Here is a 13,482-nt window from a genome sequence, read left to right as displayed (position 1 = left end):
CATTAGAGTCATTCAAATTGGACTGAAGAATTTTAATATTTAATATTCAACACAAACTAAGTAGTATGAGGAGGCGCAGCTTCTTCCACTTCCGTTTCGGAAGGCTGAATAATTTGTACTATTGGAGGCACCGACCCTCCCACCATCGCTAGTTGGTGATGGACCTACATTTATTGTCCAATTGTTGCATGTATTTTCAGTTTCTTGCGTGGCTGTTTGCCAATAGTTGGATTGGGCAAATCCCGTCCAATATTCTTTGGTGGTTCCTGAATCAAAGGAATGGTTTAGGCTGTAAGGGTTGGTTGTAAAATTGTCAGAACTATCTGCCGGTAAAATTCCCGCAGCATTGGGACTGAGTAAACTTGCTGAATCACTCGCGCGGATGTAAATCCTCCCTGATTGGAAAACCCAATCTGTGTTTTCTCCAACGCCGCCACTGCAATTGTCAGAAGTACAAGCAACTCTTGCTCCACCATCTGTCGTAAGCATTGCTTTATAAGTTCCAGTCGATGGTTTGTTTGTGTCCGCATTGCATTTTAAATCGGCACCAGCAGGACCATCGGCAGCGGCTCCTTGTAGATTCCCATTGAATGTTGCCGCTGTAATAAATACTTTATACACTGTTGGTTCAATTTGGATACTAATGTTATGCGTATCTGAATCGGTACCGTTGGTAGCAGTCACTGCGTAAGAGGTTGCCGGTTGTGTGCCACTAGTAGGTGTTCCTGAAATCACACAATTGCTTGCATTCAAACTCAATCCAGTGGGAAGAGATGGAGTCACGGAACAATTGGTGATCACAAAGGTGATAGAAGGAGTGAGAGTTGGTGCGGCCACAGCATTCTGAAAGATAAACGAATTCCCCGTATATGCCATATAGATATTTTGATGGCTGATGGAAACGGCACCACTGGTGTTGTAAAAAGGGTCGGCACTCGTTACAGTGATTGTGAGAGAAGAAGAATCCAAAATTTGGGTAATTGAATTCAAACTGATTGTTTGAACTACGTTGTAATTTGAAGGAGTAAAAGTAAGCACGGTTGGACTCGGCGAAGTTGCCGAACCGTCAACAGTCAGTTTTGTATTAGTGAAAGTAAAAGAAGCGGTGACATTCGCAGTAGGTAATTTGACTAACGAAATTCCGAAGTTTTGTGGGGTTCCATATTTCAATAAAACACTTGTGCTGGATACATTGATTTTTGCGGACGAAGAAACAGAAACGGATGTTGAGGTCGAACTGACGGGATTTAGTCCGCTAATGAGTGTGAAAAGCAACTCATCTCGTGGATTCACTTGGTTACAAGAAAGGAACCAACCCAAAGAAAGGATGGAAACGAAAAAATTCCAACGCATGTTTCCAACCCCCTCCCACAATACTTAAAACAAGTAAGTGACTTACCTTTTTCAAATATCGGAGAAAGAAAGGGAGTTACAAGTGAAATTCTTGGCTTAAGTAATTGGAAGACCTTTCTTTCAGTACTTCTCCTAGAAGATTACGTCCCATCTCATTGTCTTTGAAACTCACAACAGTGCGAAGGGAAAAAACTCGCAGAGCATCAGAAACCGAAAGTGTTCCATCAGCCGAATCTTTTCTTCCAGAAAAAGGAAAGGAATCTGGTCCCCTTTGGCACTGGGCGTTCCAATTGACCCTTGCCACTTGGTTTACCAGAATATCAATGAGTTTGCCAATGGTTTTTGGATCTTTCCCAAAGACACTCGCTTGTTGGCCCATATTGGATTCATAGATATAGTTTAATGGTTCTTCGATAGAAGAAAAGGGGACAATGGGAACCAGAGGCCCAAATTGTTCTTCATGATACAAACGTGCGTTTGGTGAAACAGAAGAAAGAATTGCTGGAAACATAAACGATTCCTGAATTTCTCCCCCACCAGGATTTAAAATTTTTGCACCATGCCCAAGAGCGTTATCCAATAGTTCCTTTAACCATTGTGTTTTTCCTTCTTCAGGGAGCGGAGTAAAATTGACTCCCGTTTCCCAAGGCATGCCTGCTTTCCATTTTGTGAATTCTTCTAAATAAAGTTTTGTAAATTCATCTAAGATATCTTTGTGAACAAATAGAATTTTTAGGGCAGTACATCTTTGTCCATTATAAGCAAGTGATCCCGATAAAATTTCAGGAACCATAGTTTTTAAGTCGGTGTCAGGTAAAACGATTGCAGGGTTCTTTGCATTCAGTCCCAAAACGGATCTTAGGCGGTTGAGTTTGGGATGTTTTTTTGTGATGAGGTTAGCCGTATGACTAGAACCAATAAAAGCAAAGACATCAATTTTGCCTGACTCCATAATCGGAGAAATGACTTTGGAACCATCACCATATACGGTGTTGATGACACCAGGAGGAAAAGCTTCCTGAAAACATTCAAGGAGTGGTTGTAGTAATAATACTCCATATTTTGCCGGTTTAAAAACGACAGTATTTCCCATAAGAATGGCAGGGATTAGAGTACAAAATGTTTCATTCAAAGGATAATTGAATGGGCCCATACAAAGGACCACTCCATAAGGAGAACGTTTGATTTGCGCAATCAGTCCTCCTTCTTTGATATAGTTTGCAGAACTTGTTTCGAGTTCTTGTAAGGATTCAATTGTGTCTTCTAGGTATTCGATCGTTCTTTCGAATTCTTTTGTGGCATCTTTTTCTGTTTTGCCAATCTCCCACATCAGAAGTAAGATGATTTGGTCTTTTTTCCCTTTCATCAGTGTAATGAATTTTCGAACGGCATCAATTCTTTCTTTGGAAGTGGCAATGGGCCAAACGCCTGTTCCGTGGTTGTAGGCTTTCACGGCCGCATCGAGTGCGAGTAAACTTTGTTTTTCATCAAAATTAGGATAGGATCCTAAAACCACTTGTTCCAATTTTCCATTTTTGTTTAGAAAGATTGGAGATTTGACAATTTGTGATTCTCCTTCCCAGATTCGAATTTCACCACCCAAGAGGTATTCTTTTTGGTGGATCGGTTGGATCCTGTATTTTTCTGGAATGGAATCTTCAGAAGGAAAAACAAAGCTCATGATCCATGAATCGAATGGGCAGGTGACTAAAAAAGCAACATTTTACAGAAAAGAACAGCCGATATAAAATTTATGGAACCATGGATGGACCAAAACAAAGAAGAGTGGGAGGCTTTGACCTTACGACTTTTCCGCCGTGTGGAAGAATTAGAATCACTTATGTTAGAAGTTCGTAGTGATTTGGTTCGTTATCGTGCTGTGCGTGAAGAATGGTACCATTGGCATAGCGCCTGGAAGGAGGAATACGCCAAACGAGCGACCGGATGAGTCTGAAAAATCGTTTTCGGTAGGACCTCTCTTGGAAAATTAGTCCTATCCCATTCGAAAAAGGAATTCCCATGGCCGAAAAACCTATGTCCCCCTTTGGTGAGTTAGCTCCCAGCACACCTGCTTCTCTCTCTGATGTCAAAAAGAACATTTATGGACGATACCTCGAAGAATTTAATGTAGGTGATATCTATGTTCACCCTCGTCAATTCACTGTGGACAGAAGTTTTGCCCAAGAGTTTGCCACTGTGTTTATGGATGCAAACCCACTTTACCTATCTGCAGAATATGCAAAGGCACATGGATTTGCTGATTTACTAGTTCACCCACTCATGGTGTTTAACTTAGCACTTTCGATTGGCGTACAAAATAACAGTGAGAAGGCGCTTGCCAACCTCGGTTATTACAACGCACAGTTTTTACTACCTGTTTATCCTGGTGATACACTTTCTTCTCGCACTAAAATTCTAGCAGTGGATGACAAAGGTCCAGACAAACCGGGAATCGTTCATGTAAGAACACTTTGCCTCAATCAAAAGAATGAAGTGGTTTTACAATACGAACGTAAAATCATGATCTACCAATCCAATGGAAAACCAAAAGGCAATCCAAAACCAGGTGATGCTTCCGCATTTTTCCCAGAGTCTAAAACTCCCGCCCTCAAACTTCCAAATCTCAAATTCCCAACTGAGATGAAAGATGTGACTTGGGGCCATACTTACTTTGAAAACTTCAAACCAGGTCAAATTTATGTTCACCAAAATGGAAGAACCATCACTGACGAACACTACCAATGGACTTTCCGCGTAGGAAATACTCATCCACTTCATTATGATAAATTGTATTCTGCGGGAATCTCTGGCCCTATGGGTGGAGAACCAGTGGTTTATGGTGGACTCGTGTTTGGTTGGTTAGCTGGTATGGCTTCCCGTGATATTTCTGAAAACGCAATTTGGGAACTTGGATTCACTGAAGGTTACCATACACAACCGGCATTTTCGGGTGACACTGTGACTTGTATTTCTCGTATATTAACTACAGAAGACAAAGGAACGGAATACGGAATCCCTGCGGGTGAAGTTCAAATCCAATTCATCGGACTCAAAAACATCAAAGCAAACGATGCTTTGGATAAATTTGGTGCGGATCTTTTCCTCAAAGAAAACGATAAAAAGAAACTAGGTAAAGAAAAAATCCCAGAAAAAATCTTCGAAATAGAAAGAAGATTGATTATCAAAAAACAACCATAAGGTGAAAAAATGAAAGTTACCATCCCCAAACGAATTCCTGAGATGGAAGACATCGGGGATGGTGTCTTTAAAATTATCCTGCCCCAACCGTTTTACGCTCCTAACAATATCTATTTGTATCAAGGTGACGATGGTTTGACTTTAATTGATTCTGGTTATATTGAATCTATCCCGATGTTACAAGCATCCTTAAAAACTAAGGGCTTTTCATTTAAAGACATTCGTCATATCATTTATACACACAATCATTTGGATCATATATCCTCTTCTTTGGTCCTTAAGTCTTATGCAAAAAACGTAACCTATTATGGGTATCGTGCTATGGCCGACGGGGTGGGAAATTATTTAGAATCGATGGTGCTTTTTGAAGAAGCAACAGAAGACTTATTTCATAAAGCATTTGGTGATAAGGAAGAACTGGATAGGATTTTGGAAGAATCGCGCCAAGGTTGGCGACAGTTTTATAGTAAATTTAGTGAAACCAAAAAAGGGGATCCTGTTTTACGAATTGATGTCAAAATTGATCATAACGACAGTTTAGAGTTTGGCGGAAGACTACTAAGGTTTTTACATACACCTGGTCATAATTTGTATCATATCACACCTGTAGATCCTTCGACCGGAATTTATTTTTCGGGAGATTTGATCATTGCCAATCTCACCGCCATTTATTCTGAAATGGATGGAAACTTAGGTGATTATTATTTTACACTTTCCAAACTTTTGGAAGAGTCCATTAAACGAATGTTACCTGCCCATGGTAGTGAAATAGAAGATCCGAAAAAAACGATTACTCTTGTAAAAAAAACATTGAGTATCCTTGAAAAAGGAGTCCTTCGCCGCCTCAGAGAAGGGGAATCTGATTTAAAAGTGCTAATGGAAGCAGCCATTGGAAAAAAAGTCCATAACGGTGGCCATTTACCAACAGCTCTTGGACTTGTGTATAGCATCATCCAGAAATTAGTTTTAGAAGGACAGATTCGTATCGAAAAACGTGAGAATGGATATGAAATCTTTCATATTATAGGTTAAGCGAATTTAATTCTTATTTTCTCAGACAATCAGTGTCAACCTAAGTCATTCAGACTAGTTCCTTTGAGGTAACTTCCAAACTTCAATTTGTTTTCCTCTCCAAACGAAAACTCCCTTTTGGTTTTCTAATTCTTTTTTATATTCCAAAATTCTGGATTTCGGCCAGAGAATTTCATCAGTAAACTCCTCTGCTATTACCACATAACAAACATTCGCCTTTTTACAAATGGAGGAGGAGTTTTTGATTTGTTCTAACGGATAGGTTGTTTTTTTGTCAGTGATATAGAAGGAAAGGTTATACTGTGCGAATACAAATATTCGGTTTGAGTTTTCTTTGAGATCCAAAGGTTCATTCGGGTATTTGGGATTTTGTTTCTCTTTTGGCTCTCCCAAAATTGCTTCCTTATGACTGGAGAGAAGAATCAAATTTATATCTTTCAGATCTGAATGGATTTCCTTTTGGATCGTAGGGTTTTTCCAAGGACTTACGATTTTGGTATTCAATGGATAATTTTGATCGAGTGAGTTTTTCCAAAAGAGACAAGTAAGGATCAGGAAGGCAAAGGAAAGGTTTATTTTTTTCTCTGATTGGATCCATAGAATTCCGCTATAAAGTAAAAATGGAACAAGCGAATAACTGTAATACGTATAAACCTCATGGTGCCAAGGCCTTGAGGAAAATATATGTGTAGCGTATATTAACCCGATTCCTATGACTTCGGGTACCATCTGAAAGATTCCGAGTCCCCCGCTGATGGCAATTTCTAGAAAAATATCCAATGTCTTTTTGAAACCTGTGACCTGTTTGAAGGCGGAATGGTATTCTTGTGTTAAAACCTTAGTCCAAGTTATGGATTCTGATCTATCACCAAACACTGGATATATGAAAAAAACAAATCCAAACCATACAAATACAATACTGAAAACAAGTGTTAGTGATCGGATGGTCGCTTTTTCTTGAGAGTGGTCTGTAGGCGATCCACTAGGCTGTTGCGCATCTCTATTTTCATTCTTTTTCTTTTTCCAAAGTTTATATGAAATTCCGAAAACAGTCGGTAGAAAAAATAGAAGAAGGTAAATGCCAATATCCTCTTTTTGCGAGAGATAGAGAATGATAGATAAAGCTAAAACGTTATAGTAGATCCAAGGGGAAAGGAATGGAGCATTTTGTATCTTTTCTCTTTGCTCCCAAACATAAAAAAAGAAAAGTCCAAAAACTAAAACAAGCACTTCAAAATGGAAACTAGAACCTATCCGATACAAATACAATTGGTTTGTCAAAAGAACCCAAAAAGTTAGAAATTTGGTTCCCTTCTCTTTTAAATGGTGTTTGGAAATTTGGTAGGCCCAAAGGATCCAGAGAATGGTAGCAAGTTGATAAACAAAAAAAACTCCTAAAGCAAGTCCCAACTTATTTGGAATCCAACTGATAAAAGGTGTTAGAACCAACATTCCTGGTGCGAAGTGGTGGTGGAGGTAACTCCCTTCACCCGATTCAGAATAGTAGCCGCTGGTGAATCCTTCTCCATTAGAAATAGAGAGAAGGATATCCGAAATGCCAATATAATCCGCATCTTGAAACAAAAAAGCATCGGCTAGTGACTTTGTTAAATGGAACGCATGGTAGGTGCTTGTGATTAAAAAGAAAACACAACTGGCAAAAAGTAAATAGGGGAGAATTGTTATCTGTTTATCAGATAACAAACCAATGTTTGTTGTACTATGATTCGGCTTTGTCTCAGATTTTGATTTTTTTTCTTTCCAAAAGTTTAAGATGGTTAGGAAAAACAAAAAAAGAAATACCCCCTTTTGGAAGGGGGCATGAAAGTTTTTAGGAGAAATAAAGAGAAAAGGAGAAACTAAACTGAATAAAAAAAATAAATAAACCACTTAACGAATAAAGTACAATACCTTTCTTTCGCCGATCCGCTCTCTGTTGATTTCCACTCGGTTGCGGTAATAATATCCTTTTTCAGGAAATGTTTTAGAGAAAAATTCAAATAAATCCATTTCGAATAACAACATACATTCTGCTACATCCGTCGCGCCAATCGACATTGCTTTATTTGTATCTACCATCACATGACGTGAGTTGATAAAGTCAGGTTCAATTTCATTGGCTATCAGTTCAAAATTTGTTTTGGTAATGGTTCCGCCAACAGAAGTTTTTTTCCCTCTACTCTTAGCTTCTGAAATGATTTTTTTGGAAACACGAGTGACTTCTTTGTCATCTGGTTTTTTATCCATAGAAGCACTTAAGTCTGACCTAGCGGCCGTTACTTGCTCTAAACTTTGAAATGGAACTGAATCAAAGATATCCATCAAGTTTCTGTATCCTGTGATGGTTTCCATGTTAATTGATTTATTATAAGATTCGTATTCCGAAGGTGTGAGGAGATTCTTCATGGTCTGGATGAAGTTTTTTAACGCATATTCGGACTCCACCATCGGTGCAGAAATTCCCGAAACTCCGATCCTTTTGCAGATTCTGATATCGTTTCTTGCTTCCGGGCCACCAATTTTGACATAGAGTGGCAAAATTCCGGCAGTGATCGTTTTTAATAGGGAGATTTCTTCTTCTCCCATGTCCTCGGTTTCCGTACCTGTTTTGATGCAGACAAAAGAGTAGTTTTCTTTCATCTCCAGTAAGGTTTTTCGTAAAACGTGGATTGATGTTTCCATAAGCAGAAGATCTCCATGTATGGTATCGTCGATTCCCGAAAATAGTACAAGTCTTTTGCGCTTTTTTTCCCCCTTTCTTGACAGAAAATTCCAATTCCCTAGCTTCGAACCTATGGGAATATTCTCCACCATCTTCCAATCCAAACCAAAACAAGATTCTAAGGAACCGCCAAAAGAAGGGGCTGCTGCCTCAGGGATTTCTTTCGGAATCATTGTGGTTCTTGTATTTGCTTTCAAATCATCTATATTAGATGCTAATAATATTCCTTCCGGTTCGATGATTCCGACACTCAAAATTGGGGACTTTTTGTTTGTGAATAAAATGCGTTATTCCTTTCGAATGCCTTTTACGGAGAAGGAACTCTTTCGTATTGATGATCCCAAACGTGGGGACATTGTTACTTTTATTCCACCGGCAACGGCACTTGCCCAAGAAGAATCAAGGACTGGAATCTTTGCAAAACGTTTTGTCAAACGAGTTGTAGGATTACCCGGCGATACAATCAGAATCACCCGTAAATACATTGATACAAAAGATAGAGGACGAGTACACTTTGCACTCATCGAATACAAAGAAAAAGGTTCCGAAGAGTTTCGATCTTACGAACCAAAGGAAGTTCCGATTGGAAAAGAACTTTCTGATTTGGATAATTTAGAAGCCACACAAAGAGCACTCTTCAAAGAAGTCAAACCAGGGTTTGAACATTTTATTTTGGAGGGATTTGAGGATGATCGCCGTGCCCATATCTTTGAATATTGTGATTTTTTACATGGTTGTCAAATTCCAGAAGGCCAGTATATGGTGATGGGGGACAACCGAGATGACTCTCACGATTCACGTGCTTGGGGATTTGTAAAACGAGAAGATATTTTAGGTAAGGCACTCATTATTTATTTCTCCATCGATTGGAAAGATTCCACATGTGAATACAAAGATGGACAGGAACTTGCTGAGAAAGGACCTGAAATTGCAGAAAGATATGAAGGGGAAAAACTAGAAAACCGTTGTCATTATACAGAAATCTTTTCTTCACATAATACTCGTTATAGAGATGATGAGTCTCGGTTCGGATGGATTGAGCGGACCATTCGTTACCGATTGTGGAGACTTAGTGTTAGGTGGGATCGCATTGGTCGTATCCTCCAATGAGCGAAGAATCGGAAAAACCATCGGGTAAAAAATCGGAGAAGTCACCCATGGCGATGGCAGGTGCCGGTTTTGAATTTGTATCTTCCATCGCAGTTTTTGTGGTGGGAGGATACTACCTTGATGACTATATGAAAACGGAACCACTTTGGCTCCTGGTTGGTTTTTTCCTAGGTTTTATTTTTGCTTTTTATTCTCTCATCAAACGAGCCAAAGAAAACGAATAAAGATTCGATCCATTCTGCTGTTACATCTGCATCTACTAATTCCATCCTTTGGCCGTGGTATGTTTGCAGAAAATCACTAAGCCGCTCCAAATAAATTCTTGACGGATCACAAGTTTACAAAAAACTTTTTACTGTAATGGCCTCTCGGACAACCACAAACAACGAATTCATGGATTCCATGCCCGTTCTTGGATTGTCTAGCTATGTCCTCTCTACTCTCGTCCTAGTCGTCGTCTCCTCATACATACGTAGCTTTCTGTCATAATTCTCACTTGTTTCCTCGGTCGACAGAAAGCTGAAAGTCGACGGGGAAACCAACAAGGAGAGGATCTTTATGTCGGAACAAATCACCGTAAGTCAATACATCATACGTTTTTTAGAATCAAAAGGTATCACATGGATTCCAGGAGTTCCTGGAGGAACCATCTTGCCATTATACGAAAGTTTGGCGGGGTCAAGCATTGAACATGTGTTAGCAAGACATGAGCAAGGTGCTGGATTTATCGCACAAGGTAGGGCAAGGAGTACGGGAGAAGTGAGTGCCGTATTTGTTTCCTCTGGACCTGGTGTGGCCAATCTCATCACAGCCGTTGCCGATGCGCAAAGGGATTCTGTTCCCTTGCTAATTTTTTCGGGACAAGTTCCATTAGGGTTAATGGGAACCGATGCTTTCCAAGAATTACCAACAGTAAAGATTGTTTCATCACTCGTGAAAAAGGTTTATTTGGTAGAAGAACCAAATCAAATTACTGAAATTTTAGAGGAAGCATTCTTGTTATGCGGGGAAGGGAAAAAAGGCCCAGTTTGGATTGATTTACCCAAAGATATACAAACTCAAAAGATTAACTTACCTGAAAATAACATTCCTTTTGGTGGATCATCTCATTTGGATTTTTTGGAACAGGTAAGTAAGGCAGATCCTTTGTCTTTTGAAAGTTTGGATATTTTTCTAGATGAGTTCAAATCGTTACTAGAGAATTCTCATTTCCCCTTACTCTATATAGGTGGTGGTGCTAAAAAAGAATATTTGCGTTTAAGAGAATTTGTTTCTCGTTTTCAAATTCCTGCTGTGACCACTCTTATGGGACTTGGGATTTTTGAAAAAGACGATCCGATGAATTTAGGAATGATGGGGATGCATGGAACTGTTGCCGCCAATGAAATACTGGGTGTTTGTGATCTCTTGATTGCCATAGGAGTTCGTTTTGATGATCGTGCGACAGGTGCCATAGAAAAGTTTTGTAACCAAGCAAAAATCATTCATATAGATATTGATGCCCGTGAAATTGGCAAAAATAAATCTGTAACTTTAAGTTTACAAAAAGATATTTCAGGGGTTCTCCCTTTTTTATTAGAAGAGGATTTTCAGGTCCAAAACAAGGAATCATTGTTGCAGGTTGAAACTTGGAAACAAATCCCAGAAGAACATTCGATGAAATCTATCCTTTTGGATTTTGCTTCAGTTTTGCCTAGTGGCGAACATTTTATCCTAACGGATGTAGGCCAACACCAGATGTGGGTGGCACAATATTTTCCATTTCATCAACCTATGTCTTGGATCACTTCTGGTGGACAAGGAACTATGGGATTTGGTCTTCCAACTGCCATTGGAGTAGCTTTAAGCCATCGGGATTCTCATGTGTATTGTTTTACAGGTGATGGTTCGATTATGATGAACTTACAAGAGTTGTCTACACTCAGAGAACAGAATCTTAATGTAAAGATCATTCTAATCAACAATGAACATTTGGGGTTAGTGAAACAACAACAAGACTTGTTTTATGGAAGTTTGTATTCTGGTTCTAAATTTCATTTCCATCCCGATTTTTCGATGTTATGTGATTCATTCGAAATTGGGTATTGTGAATGGGATTGGAGATCGGGAGTTCAGGGCTTAGAAACAGTTTTAGAAAAGAAAGGCCCGGCTTTGGTTGAAGTAAGAGTCCCTTCTAGTTGGGGAGTGTATCCATTCGTTCCTGGTGGGAAGTCCAATCAGGAATACATCCTCGGCCAAGTAACAACCTGAGTTTTGACTCCGAGGGAAAAATTCCCTCGGATCATTAAATTTTTGTTAGATGGCTTTGTTTCCGCGTTCTCCGCTTCGAATGCGAATCACTTCTTCAAGTGGCATCACAAAAATTTTTCCATCTCCAATTTTACCTTCTGGGCCTGTTTTTGCCGCTTTTAAAATGGCATCCACAGTGGGTTTGACAAACTCATCGTTAACTGCGATTTCTAATCGCACTTTTCTAAGAAGGTTCACTTGGTATTCATGACCACGGAAAACTTCTGTTTTCCCTTTTTGTTGGCCATACCCTTGTACGTCACTCACGGTCAAACGATAGATTTCGTTTTTAGTAAGTTCGTTTTTTACTTCTTCTAACTTATGTGGTTGGATGATTGCGACTACTAATTTCATACTGATTACCTTATATCATATCCTTTTTCACCATGAATCTCTTGGTCGAGTCCGGTGATTTCTTTATCTTCTTCGATTCTGAAACCGATTGTTTTTTCAATTACTAGTGCAAGTATATAAGAAACAACAAAAGAATAAAGTCCTGTGACCACCACGCTGATTGCTTGAGCAGTCAATTGGTTTCCTAAAGTCATTCCTTCTGCAAGTTCTAGTGCGAAAATTCCAGTTAGAATCGCACCGAAGGCACCACCTGCACCATGAATTCCAAATGCGTCGAGTGTATCGTCATACCCAAGTTTTCCTTTGAGTAAAATCGCCATATAACATAATGGAGACACTAAGGCTCCCATGATTAAAGCTCCTTGGACGCCCACATAACCAGAAGCAGGTGTGATGACCACAAGACCTGCCACAATTCCTGAAGCGGCACCAAGTGCAGTTGCCTTTTTTGTGTGTAACCATTCAATGAGTAACCAACTGGCTCCGGCTGCTGCTGGCGCAATGAGTGTCACTAAAAATGCTCTTGCAGCAAGTCCATTGACAGCAAGACCCGAACCTGCATTGAATCCGAACCATCCAAACCACAATAACCCAGATCCAAGTAACGTATAAGTCATGTTATTTGGATGGGTTAATAAGCCGGAATCTCCTTTTCTTTTTCCAATGACAATGGCAGCGGCAAGTCCAGCAATCCCTGAAATCAAATGAACGACTGTTCCTCCAGCAAAATCAAGAGCATTCATTTTTAACAGCCAACCCGAATCTGCCCAAACCCAATGTGCTACTGGATCATAAACTAATGTTGACCATACGAGAATGAATACTATATAAGCGGATAGTTTGATTCTTTCCGCGATTGCCCCAGAGATCAGTGCGGGTGTGATGATGGCAAACATTCCTTGGAATAAAAAATGTACATAAGTGGGGATTGAACCTTTTACTGAATCAAGATTGATTCCATTTAGAAATGCCAAATCGAAATTTCCAATATACGGGTTCTCTCCAGAAAATGCAAAACTATACCCAAAGATGGTCCATTGTAATGTCATCACAATGATCGCAACGAAACTATGCATCATGGTTGATAGAACATTTTTGGAACGGACGATACCACCGTAGAACAAGGCAAGTCCAGGGATCATAAAAAACACAAATGCGGAAGAAACTAACATCCAAGCTGTATCAGATTTATCGATGGTAGGGGGGGATGGTAGTTCTCCTTCAGCCGCCAGGAAACCAGGCAAAAGGAAAAGGGCACATACCAACAAAGGCCGTAAGACCAATTGTATATTCATTGTTTGCTCCAAATATCTTTTTCGAGATGCGAAATAAAATTCGTATCATTACGATTGGTTTCTCTTTTGAAAGCGAGTCAATTCTGCAAAACTAGGAACTTTTTTGTAAAAAATATTGGGGAATTGGGA

Annotated in this window: 12 protein-coding genes; 6 read left to right on the top strand and 6 right to left on the bottom strand. The window is 39.6% G+C overall.

Annotated elements, in window-relative coordinates; all coding sequences use genetic code 11:
* Positions 1-39 precede the first annotated feature (39 nt).
* Both EHQ47_RS02120 and EHQ47_RS02115 read right to left on the bottom strand, forming a co-directional pair.
* A complete protein-coding gene (locus EHQ47_RS02120) occupies positions 40-1,353 on the bottom strand; it encodes a DUF1554 domain-containing protein (RefSeq protein WP_135746813.1) in 1,314 nt (437 codons plus the stop codon).
* Positions 1,354-1,429: 76 nt separating this feature from the next.
* Positions 1,430-3,034, bottom strand: a complete 1,605-nt coding sequence (locus tag EHQ47_RS02115) for an NADP-dependent glyceraldehyde-3-phosphate dehydrogenase (RefSeq protein WP_135746814.1) — start codon at positions 3,032-3,034, stop codon at positions 1,430-1,432.
* Positions 3,035-3,118: 84 nt separating this feature from the next.
* Here EHQ47_RS02115 and EHQ47_RS02110 point away from each other — a divergent pair, with 84 nt between their 5' ends.
* The 3 genes from EHQ47_RS02110 (at position 3,119) to EHQ47_RS02100 (ending at position 5,583) form a co-directional block, all read left to right on the top strand.
* Positions 3,119-3,301 carry a hypothetical protein gene (locus EHQ47_RS02110; RefSeq protein ID WP_100720202.1) on the top strand — a complete coding sequence of 61 codons (183 nt, stop codon included), beginning with the start codon at positions 3,119-3,121 and terminating at the stop codon, positions 3,299-3,301.
* A 71-nt stretch (positions 3,302-3,372) separates the two neighbouring features.
* On the top strand, positions 3,373-4,551 hold the full coding sequence (locus EHQ47_RS02105; RefSeq protein ID WP_135697129.1) for a MaoC family dehydratase: 1,179 nt from the start codon (positions 3,373-3,375) through the stop codon (positions 4,549-4,551).
* A 9-nt stretch (positions 4,552-4,560) separates the two neighbouring features.
* Complete coding sequence (locus EHQ47_RS02100; RefSeq protein WP_135776464.1) at positions 4,561-5,583, top strand: MBL fold metallo-hydrolase; 1,023 nt, start codon at positions 4,561-4,563, stop codon at positions 5,581-5,583.
* 54 nt (positions 5,584-5,637) lie between these two features.
* Here EHQ47_RS02100 and EHQ47_RS02095 read toward each other — a convergent pair whose 3' ends face one another.
* Both EHQ47_RS02095 and EHQ47_RS02090 read right to left on the bottom strand, forming a co-directional pair.
* Positions 5,638-7,473: a DUF2079 domain-containing protein gene (locus tag EHQ47_RS02095; protein WP_135746816.1), complete on the bottom strand. Its 1,836-nt coding sequence runs from the start codon at positions 7,471-7,473 to the stop codon at positions 5,638-5,640.
* On the bottom strand, positions 7,474-8,265 hold the full coding sequence (locus EHQ47_RS02090) for an aldolase (protein WP_135746817.1): 792 nt from the start codon (positions 8,263-8,265) through the stop codon (positions 7,474-7,476).
* A gap of 112 nt (positions 8,266-8,377) precedes the next feature.
* Here EHQ47_RS02090 and lepB point away from each other — a divergent pair, with 112 nt between their 5' ends.
* The 3 genes from lepB (at position 8,378) to EHQ47_RS02075 (ending at position 11,665) form a co-directional block, all read left to right on the top strand.
* Positions 8,378-9,415 carry a signal peptidase I gene (gene lepB, locus EHQ47_RS02085; protein WP_414467766.1) on the top strand — a complete coding sequence of 346 codons (1,038 nt, stop codon included), beginning with the start codon at positions 8,378-8,380 and terminating at the stop codon, positions 9,413-9,415.
* Positions 9,412-9,639: an AtpZ/AtpI family protein gene (locus EHQ47_RS02080; protein WP_135746819.1), complete on the top strand. Its 228-nt coding sequence runs from the start codon at positions 9,412-9,414 to the stop codon at positions 9,637-9,639. The genes lepB and EHQ47_RS02080 overlap by 4 nt, the downstream gene beginning before the upstream one ends.
* Before the next feature lie 334 nt (positions 9,640-9,973).
* Complete coding sequence (locus tag EHQ47_RS02075) at positions 9,974-11,665, top strand: thiamine pyrophosphate-dependent enzyme (RefSeq protein WP_135746820.1); 1,692 nt, start codon at positions 9,974-9,976, stop codon at positions 11,663-11,665.
* Between the two features lie 45 nt (positions 11,666-11,710).
* Here the strand turns inward: EHQ47_RS02075 and EHQ47_RS02070 are convergent, their stop codons facing one another.
* Both EHQ47_RS02070 and EHQ47_RS02065 read right to left on the bottom strand, forming a co-directional pair.
* The gene (locus EHQ47_RS02070) at positions 11,711-12,058 is read right to left on the bottom strand and encodes a P-II family nitrogen regulator (RefSeq protein ID WP_135571340.1); all 348 of its coding nucleotides are present in this window, start codon (positions 12,056-12,058) and stop codon (positions 11,711-11,713) included.
* A 5-nt stretch (positions 12,059-12,063) separates the two neighbouring features.
* Complete coding sequence (locus EHQ47_RS02065) at positions 12,064-13,353, bottom strand: ammonium transporter (protein WP_135746821.1); 1,290 nt, start codon at positions 13,351-13,353, stop codon at positions 12,064-12,066.
* Between the last annotated feature and the right edge of the window lie 129 nt (positions 13,354-13,482).

The sequence above is a fragment of the Leptospira bourretii genome, assembly GCF_004770145.1.
GTDB classification, from domain to species: domain Bacteria; phylum Spirochaetota; class Leptospiria; order Leptospirales; family Leptospiraceae; genus Leptospira_A; species Leptospira_A bourretii.
This window is presented reverse-complemented; position numbering and strand designations above follow the sequence as displayed.

Coding starts and splice junctions, on each gene's coding strand:
- EHQ47_RS02120 (WP_135746813.1), bottom strand. CDS start 1,353: ATGCGTTGGAATTTTTTCGTTTCCATCCTTTCTTTGGGTTGGTTCCTT.
- EHQ47_RS02115 (WP_135746814.1), bottom strand. CDS start 3,034: ATGAGCTTTGTTTTTCCTTCTGAAGATTCCATTCCAGAAAAATACAGG.
- EHQ47_RS02110 (WP_100720202.1), top strand. CDS start 3,119: ATGGACCAAAACAAAGAAGAGTGGGAGGCTTTGACCTTACGACTTTTC.
- EHQ47_RS02105 (WP_135697129.1), top strand. CDS start 3,373: ATGGCCGAAAAACCTATGTCCCCCTTTGGTGAGTTAGCTCCCAGCACA.
- EHQ47_RS02100 (WP_135776464.1), top strand. CDS start 4,561: ATGAAAGTTACCATCCCCAAACGAATTCCTGAGATGGAAGACATCGGG.
- EHQ47_RS02090 (WP_135746817.1), bottom strand. CDS start 8,265: ATGGAAACATCAATCCACGTTTTACGAAAAACCTTACTGGAGATGAAA.
- lepB (WP_414467766.1), top strand. CDS start 8,378: ATGGGAATATTCTCCACCATCTTCCAATCCAAACCAAAACAAGATTCT.
- EHQ47_RS02080 (WP_135746819.1), top strand. CDS start 9,412: ATGAGCGAAGAATCGGAAAAACCATCGGGTAAAAAATCGGAGAAGTCA.
- EHQ47_RS02075 (WP_135746820.1), top strand. CDS start 9,974: ATGTCGGAACAAATCACCGTAAGTCAATACATCATACGTTTTTTAGAA.
- EHQ47_RS02070 (WP_135571340.1), bottom strand. CDS start 12,058: ATGAAATTAGTAGTCGCAATCATCCAACCACATAAGTTAGAAGAAGTA.
- EHQ47_RS02065 (WP_135746821.1), bottom strand. CDS start 13,353: ATGAATATACAATTGGTCTTACGGCCTTTGTTGGTATGTGCCCTTTTC.